Annotated in this window: 7 protein-coding genes and 1 pseudogene; 2 read left to right on the plus strand and 6 right to left on the minus strand. The window is 43.7% G+C overall.

What is annotated here, in order from left to right:
• Window positions 1-208: pseudogene (locus tag HMPREF0083_RS16670) on the minus strand (spore germination protein); the annotation flags it as partial.
• 254 nt (window positions 209-462) lie between these two features.
• Entirely contained in the window at window positions 463-1,173 is a 711-nt protein-coding gene (gene deoD, locus HMPREF0083_RS16675; protein ID WP_021622774.1) for a purine-nucleoside phosphorylase, read from the minus strand.
• Between the two features lie 152 nt (window positions 1,174-1,325).
• On the opposite strand from deoD, the gene HMPREF0083_RS16680 reads away from it, so the two are divergent.
• Window positions 1,326-1,550 carry a hypothetical protein gene (locus tag HMPREF0083_RS16680; RefSeq protein WP_040303263.1) on the plus strand — a complete coding sequence of 75 codons (225 nt, stop codon included), beginning with the start codon at window positions 1,326-1,328 and terminating at the stop codon, window positions 1,548-1,550.
• 100 nt (window positions 1,551-1,650) lie between these two features.
• Here the strand turns inward: HMPREF0083_RS16680 and HMPREF0083_RS16685 are convergent, their stop codons facing one another.
• From HMPREF0083_RS16685 to gltC, 3 genes are all read right to left on the minus strand, one after another.
• Window positions 1,651-1,860 carry an alpha/beta-type small acid-soluble spore protein gene (locus HMPREF0083_RS16685; RefSeq protein WP_040303264.1) on the minus strand — a complete coding sequence of 70 codons (210 nt, stop codon included), beginning with the start codon at window positions 1,858-1,860 and terminating at the stop codon, window positions 1,651-1,653.
• Between the two features lie 140 nt (window positions 1,861-2,000).
• On the minus strand, window positions 2,001-2,198 hold the full coding sequence (locus HMPREF0083_RS16690; RefSeq protein WP_040303267.1) for a hypothetical protein: 198 nt from the start codon (window positions 2,196-2,198) through the stop codon (window positions 2,001-2,003).
• 25 nt (window positions 2,199-2,223) lie between these two features.
• Window positions 2,224-3,129 (minus strand): glutamate biosynthesis transcriptional regulator GltC, encoded by a 906-nt coding sequence (gene gltC / locus HMPREF0083_RS16695; RefSeq protein ID WP_021622778.1) that lies wholly within the window; start codon window positions 3,127-3,129, stop codon window positions 2,224-2,226.
• 212 nt (window positions 3,130-3,341) lie between these two features.
• Here gltC and HMPREF0083_RS16700 point away from each other — a divergent pair, with 212 nt between their 5' ends.
• Complete coding sequence (locus HMPREF0083_RS16700; protein WP_021622779.1) at window positions 3,342-4,619, plus strand: Glu/Leu/Phe/Val family dehydrogenase; 1,278 nt, start codon at window positions 3,342-3,344, stop codon at window positions 4,617-4,619.
• Between the two features lie 67 nt (window positions 4,620-4,686).
• Here HMPREF0083_RS16700 and helD read toward each other — a convergent pair whose 3' ends face one another.
• Window positions 4,687-7,044, minus strand: a complete 2,358-nt coding sequence (helD, locus tag HMPREF0083_RS16705; protein WP_040303269.1) for an RNA polymerase recycling motor HelD — start codon at window positions 7,042-7,044, stop codon at window positions 4,687-4,689.
• Window positions 7,045-7,303: the final 259 nt, after the last annotated feature.

Here is a 7,303-nt window from a genome sequence, read left to right on the forward strand (position 1 = left end):
GGCCCTCCATATAGACAAGAAGGGCTTTCTGCCCTGTTTTTAACACAAGTGTACGTGTAATCAATTGAGGTATCTCGCTAAACAGCCTCGATATCTGCTGAGCATTCACAGAAACCGAAGCAGATATCGTATCGTTCAAAATTTGATTGGCCTGCGCCTGTGTGCGGAACGCTTGCCGTCCTCTTATCCACTTACGAAACGTTCCCATATTCTCACCTTTTCCTTCACCGTATTGTTATCCGTTAATATGCGAAGCTGAATGGTAAAATATACAATGCAACAATAAGAAAACGTGCACATAGACATTAAAAAAACAGACTGAATGTATCAGCCTGCCTCGTGATTGCCAATTGCGGTTCCAATAAGTAAAATAACGATCATTCTGTTCTGATGTCCCTGTTTCATTTCCACGTTTTTCCTACCTGCAAGCAAAAAAGGGCACAGCTTCGCTCCTTTGTCTTATTAAGAGGTAGATGCCACCGTCTCCAATGCCATAATAATCATGTCATTGAATGTTGTTTGACGTTCTTGTGCCGTAGTCTCTTCCCCGGTAAAAATATGATCGCTTACAGTCAGGATAGATAGGGCATGTGCGCTGTACTTTGCCGCCAGTGTATATAAGGCTGTCGTTTCCATTTCGATGGCAAGCACACCATATTCCCCCAGCTTCTTCACCATTTCCATACTCTCACGATAAAACACATCGGCGGTCAGAATATTTCCTACGCGAATATGCAGCCCTTTTTTGATGCCTATATCATATGCCGCTTTTAACAAATCAAAGCTGGCACAAGGAGCAAAATCGAACCCAGGAAATGTAAGGTGATTTATGTTCGAATCTGTGCAGGATGTCATAGCAATGATGACATCACGTACGTGCACATCCTTTTGAATGCCACCGCATGTACCGACCCGAATCAAATTCTTCACTCCATACTCGCGAATCAGCTCATTCACATAGATAGAAATAGAAGGAACACCCATACCTGTTCCTTGTACAGATACCCGCTTTCCTTTATATGTTCCCGTAAATCCCAGCATGCCCCGTATCTCGTTATAGCAGGTGACATCACTTAAAAATGTCTCAGCAATGTACTTTGCGCGAAGCGGATCGCCCGGTAAGAGAATGCTTTCTGCAATATCTCCTTGCTTCGCTCCAATATGAACACTCATATACCGCCGTTATAAATTCAGATTTATAACGGCCCCTCACCTCCTTATGATAGATCGCTTCCGTCACTGCCAATCGTATCATAATTAATACGAATCTGCTCAATGTCCTTCTTGCTCTGCCTTTTCTACTGTTGTTCGCTGGAAGCCCTCATTTGGAGCAGGATTATTGCAAGGATAAAACATCTTTCGAAAAGAAATCGGAACAAAGCAGACTAAATAGCACTTCGTATATGGATGCTCCTGAACATATTATTAGGCAACAAGAACGACAACAGACAATAGAGATACAGCAAAATGCTGAAAACACAAAATCAATTGGGAACAGGCGCAAACATATAGAAGAGCTACTGGTGGCACTAGGAGAAAAAAAAGCCTAAAAACAATGGAAAACACTATACATGTAAAAAGATTTTGCTCTTCACTGCTAAAACAGCCTCCCTCATACGCGGGAGGCTGTTCGCCGAAAGTGTAACCGACTTAGTGCATGCGCCCACCAAGCTGCTGCTCTGCCATCTGTACAAGGCGCTTGGTAATCTCTCCACCAACGGAACCGTTCTGGCGTGAAGTTGTATCAGGTCCGAGTTGAACACCGAATTCTGACGCGATTTCATACTTCATCTGCTCAATCGCTGTACGTGCTTGTGGAGCAACCAATTCGTTCGTGTTTCTTCTTTGATTTCGAGCCATAATTATACGTCCTCCTAATGGGGAATATTGGTTGAAGATAGCTTTAATTTTCCACATAGGGACTGCATTATACATCAAATTAATCGGTAATTTTATCCATATACCTGATGGAAATGATATATAGACACAGCATATACTAGCTAGAATGCCATCCCATCTTTAATCGTTTTCATAATCGCCTGATCGATAACTTCCTCTGTTGTTAGAGACGGATTCAATTCTTTAATATCTTGCACATGCCGAACAGTAACCTCAATAACTTTATTTCTAACTTTTCTACCTGCGAATTCCTCAAACGCTTTTTTTACTTGTGTAAAAAGCTGTTTATCCACATTCATCCCAAACCCCTCCATTACTTGCATATTACATCTCAAACCTGCCTAATACAGTAAAGAACGTTTTCACAAATTCATAGAACAATTTCTCTGTAGGAAGCAAATCACGTTCACTAGAGATAATAACGCCGACGGTTCGGGTCACCATCGGTTCGCTAATAGGGAGCTTCACCGTAGAACGCGGAACACTATCAATTAGTGTAATTTCTGGAATGAGCGTAACCCCTAGACCGGCTGCAACCAATCCTTTAATCGCGTCGATATCCTCTCCTTCAAAAGACACCGTGGGCTGAAACCCAAGCTGTTGGCAGGCGTCGACTACGATTTCGCGCAGTACGAATCCTTTAGGAAACAATACGAATGCATCATTTCGCAATTGGCTTAATTGCAAAAATGCCTGACCTGCAAGCGGATGGTGCGATGGCAACAGCGCAACTATGTTTTCGAGAAACAAAATATGACCTTTAATGCGAGGATTTGATTTAGGCATCGGCCCGAGTAAAGCCATGTCTATATCTCCTTTTGCCACAGCATCAACCAAGAAATGATAGGAGCCCTGGCGCAGTTGAAATTTGACCTGAGGATACGTTTCACGAAAAGCAGAAATAACAGTAGGAAGTGTATAAGCAGCAAGACTGCTGGGAAAACCGATGCGGATGCTTCCCTTTTCAGGATCCAGATATTCCTCGACTTCCCGCTTCGCTTTTTCAATGACTTGCATAGCTTGTTGCATATGCTCCAAAAACATTCTTCCGATGGGGGTCAGCTTTACATTTCGCCCTTCCCGAATAAACAAATGAACACCCAATTCTGCCTCCAGGTTGAAAATCTGCCGACTTACGGCTGATTGAGCGACATGCAAAGCGTGAGCTGCCTCAGTTACATGTTCCCGCTTGGCTACTTCAATGAAATATTGTATTTGTCTAAACTCCACGCCTGCTTCACCACACTATTCATCTTAATACGGCATTGATTTTATCTATTTTTAATATTGTTTAGATTAATGTTAAATTATAAAATATATGTGTAACAAAATAAAGGTCATTTTACAAAAAAATGGCTAAAAACATATACAGAGATGAGATGCATGTCTTTTTTAAAGAACTAATATCTGAATGTTCATTCAATAGGGGAGGTTAAAAATTCATGTCCATTTTACAAAAGACAAAACAAAGCAGCGAAGAAGTATTAAATCCGTATCAAATCGTCCAGACACAAATTGAAACTGCAGCCAAGATTCTGGGGCTTGATCGAGGGATTATAGATATTCTTAAAAAACCAATGCGTGTACTCTCCGTCAATTTTCCGGTAAAAATGGATGATGGTAGCATCCGTGTATTCGAAGGATTCCGTTCACAGCATAATGATGCAATCGGACCGACAAAAGGCGGCATTCGTTTCCACCCTGATGTAACAATGGATGAGGTAAAAGCTTTATCCATGTGGATGAGCTTCAAATGCGGCGTTGTGAGCTTGCCATATGGCGGTGGAAAAGGAGGAGTTATCTGCGATCCGCATGCATTCAGCAAGGCAGAGCTTGAACGGATCAGTCGGGGCTTTATGGAAGCCATCGCAGACTTCATCGGTCCGGAAAAAGATATTCCTGCACCTGATGTATATACGAACCCCCAAATCATGGGCTGGATGATGGATACGTACAGCCGGATTACAAGAGCATTCAATCCTGGTGTTATCACAGGCAAACCGCTCATTATCGGTGGATCTAAAGGTCGCAATGAAGCAACGGCGCGCGGCTGTGTATACACGATCAAAGAAGCACTGAAAGAAGCAGGAAAACAAATGAAAGGCGCCACGGTAGCTATTCAGGGATTCGGCAATGCTGGCCGGATCGCTGCTGAGCTTCTTGCTGAGCAAGGCTGTAAAATCGTAGCAGTAAGCGATTCTAAAGGAGCGCTATATCAACCGCAAGGACTTGATCTTGCTGTCGTTACACAACTGAAAGACTCCTCAACAATTATGAACTATGATGCTCGTTATCACCTCCAGCAAGCAGAGGAAATCCTGGAGTTGGATGTCGATATTCTCGTTCCAGCTGCACTGGAGAACGTAATCACGTTAAAAAATGCGGAAAACGTAAAAGCGCGCATTGTCGCAGAAGCCGCCAACGGCCCGACTACGCCAGAAGCGGATAAAATTTTGTTTCAAAAAGGAATTCTCGTTATTCCCGACATTTTGGCTAACGCTGGTGGGGTTACCGTTTCCTACTTTGAATGGGTACAAAATCTGATGAATTATTATTGGAGCGAAGAAGAAGTTAATCAAAAGCTGTGCGAGGTAATGGTTCGTTCCTACAATGAAGTAAGTGCTCTCGCAAAGCAGTATGACGTCGATTTCCGTACATCCGCATATATGATTTCCTTAAAACGAATTGCCGAAGCCATGCAGGTACGCGGTTGGGTATAACAATAAAGCTCTGTTATTCAACAAAAAGCCTATGGTTTTTAAAAATCAAAAACCATAGGCTCTTTTGTTAGTTAGATGATTTTCCTACTACAGAATACGTTTCAGAAGGAACTCTATAGATGAACGGGCTCATCTCTTCAACAAAGTGTATGTGCAATTCATGCATAGCCCGGGTGCATGCGGTATAGAAAAGCTTGCGCTCGCTTTCTCTCCCATACTGCGTTTTGGATGCATTGTAGATGATAACCGCATCGAACTCCACCCCCTTCGCTAAGTAAGAAGGGATAATTAACACCCCTGTCTCATAAGAAGATGTCTCTTTTCCAATAAGCCGAAGCGGGATGCTTGCACTTAGCGCCTTATATGCATCCTGGCTTTCCTTAGCGGTTTTGCATATGACAGCAATGGTTTGATGCCCGGCAGCCTGGAGTATGCGAATACGATCAGCAACACTTCGAATAAGCTCAGTCATGTCAGACGCTTGTGTCACTGTCGGCTTGTCGCCATCGCGGTTAAATGGCTCGATCTCCTCTCCTCCATCAATAAGTCCCCGGGTGAATTCAACAATCTGACGTGTAGAACGATAGCTGCGTGTAAGCACGAATGCCTCACTCTCTCCTTCTTCATATAGCGAAGACAAAGCCGACAGCCCGTCATTAATAGAAGCATGGACATAGATGGATTGGTTCAAATCGCCAAGCGCCGTCACTTTGCTGCGAGGGAACAGCCGCTTAATGAAAGCGAACTGAAACGGAGAATAGTCCTGCGCTTCATCGATGAATACATGACGAACAAGCGTATTCGCCTGAAAACCTTCAAGCTGCTCCTGCAAATACAAATACGGTGTTGCATCCTCATAAGCCAATTCAGAACGTTCCAGCCTCTCTATTGTCTGTATGCAAATGTCCGTCCAGCGTTCCGGCAATTCGTCATGAAGCGTAAAGCGGGTTATATACTGCGGATTTGTAAACAGCTGCCGATACATGGCAAGCATATCGAGAAAGCGGTGTTGTTTCACACGCTTTTGCAACGGCTTAAAGTATTTTTGCACAACCATCTTGGCAAGTAGCTTCCGCTCGCGCTCAAAGTCGTCAAACGTATTTTCCGTATATCGATTTTTCTTTTTAAGATTCTTATATGCCTCCAGGTATGCCTCCTTATCAAGCAGCTCGATTTCATCCTCCACCCACGGCTTCATTTGCTCCAATCGTGCCCTTTCTTTTAACTCCTCCAGCAATTTATCCGCAAGCAGCTTGATCCGGTTAGAAATACGCAGGGTGGAATCGAGGGCATAGAATTGCTCTTTAATATATTCTGCGGAAAAAAGCACCTCGCCCCGAAACTTTATATCCTTGAAAATCATTCCTTCTTTACCAAGCACGGATACGTATCTCTCAATGGCTTCCATAAAACCGCTGCCCGCCTTGTAACGGATGCCTTCAATGCGCGCTGCATACCCCAGTTCATCCATCGCCGATAAGGCATATTCCATTTGTGCAAATGTATCTTCAAGATGAAACGACTTGCCAAGCCGTCGCTCCAAATATTCCTGAAATGTCGTCTGCTGCATATTTTTCTCCCCAAGCTCGGGAAGAACTGTAGAGACATAGCTATTAAACATAGGATTAGGAGAAAATAATACGATTTGTTCTGCCTGTAGTGTCTCTCGATACCTATACAGCAAATAAGCAACACGCTGAAGGGCGGCGGACGTCTTCCCGCTGCCAGCTGCCCCCTGTACAATAAGCAGTCGACTCCGTTCATTACGAATAATGCGGTTTTGTTCCTTTTGAATGGTAGCTACAATACTTTTCATCTGGGTATTCGCTTGCTTGCCCAGCACCTCTTGCAGCAGTTCATCCCCGATAGTAATGCCAGTATCAAACATACTGCGAATACAGCTGTTACGAATCACGTATTGCCGCTTTAGCTCCATCATCCCGGTAATCGTGCCGCCTGGTGCTTCGTATTGTGCCGGACCGGGCGGATAATCGTAATAAAGGCTGGAGATGGGAGCGCGCCAATCGTAAATAAGAAAATCCTCCTCGTCCTCATCAAGCAACGAGGCAATACCAAGATAAATACGCTCTGTTTTTTCTCCGGCTTCCGCAAAGTCGATGCGCCCAAAATAAGGAGACTGCAAAAGCCTGCCAAGCGTCGTTAGCCGCTCCTTGGCATGCCGATGACTGCGTTCCCGCTCAGATAGAACTTCTGCCTGCTGCTTCATACTGGCGTATGTTTCTGCCGCTTCGTGCGCATCATCAAAATTAACGGTCACATCATCCCAAAAATTTTTACGGATATCTACAACCTCAGCTTTTATCTCGCCGGCATACTGCTGAAGGGTATCGATTTGTTTGCCGATTTGATCGACAACCCGTTCCACTCGCTGTTGTTCTTCCTGCCACTCCTGATTTGTACCCATATCCCCACTCCTTGTCATGAAAATGTACCTCGCAAAACATTTGACAATCCCAATCTCTTGTGATATCATTATATTGAAATGTTATAATGATTTAGAGAAGAGCGTCGACTGGCACTCTTCATTTTATCATGGAATTTTATAGATTTCAATGTGCGATCAAAAACAGGGACGTTTCTATTAACGTCTCTATTTTTTATTGTATATATGACTATGTGCTGCATATACATTTTACCACGCCTGTTGATTATCCATAAGGTGG

This window comes from Aneurinibacillus aneurinilyticus ATCC 12856, from assembly GCF_000466385.1.
Lineage (GTDB): Bacteria > Bacillota > Bacilli > Aneurinibacillales > Aneurinibacillaceae > Aneurinibacillus > Aneurinibacillus aneurinilyticus.

Bases quoted from the DNA above. Each gene is read 5' to 3' on its own strand.
- helD (WP_040303269.1), bottom strand. From the start codon at position 7,044: ATGGGTACAAATCAGGAGTGGCAGGAAGAACAACAGCGAGTGGAACGG.
- HMPREF0083_RS16700 (WP_021622779.1), top strand. From the start codon at position 3,342: ATGTCCATTTTACAAAAGACAAAACAAAGCAGCGAAGAAGTATTAAAT.
- HMPREF0083_RS16690 (WP_040303267.1), bottom strand. From the start codon at position 2,198: ATGAATGTGGATAAACAGCTTTTTACACAAGTAAAAAAAGCGTTTGAG.
- deoD (WP_021622774.1), bottom strand. From the start codon at position 1,173: ATGAGTGTTCATATTGGAGCGAAGCAAGGAGATATTGCAGAAAGCATT.
- HMPREF0083_RS16685 (WP_040303264.1), bottom strand. From the start codon at position 1,860: ATGGCTCGAAATCAAAGAAGAAACACGAACGAATTGGTTGCTCCACAA.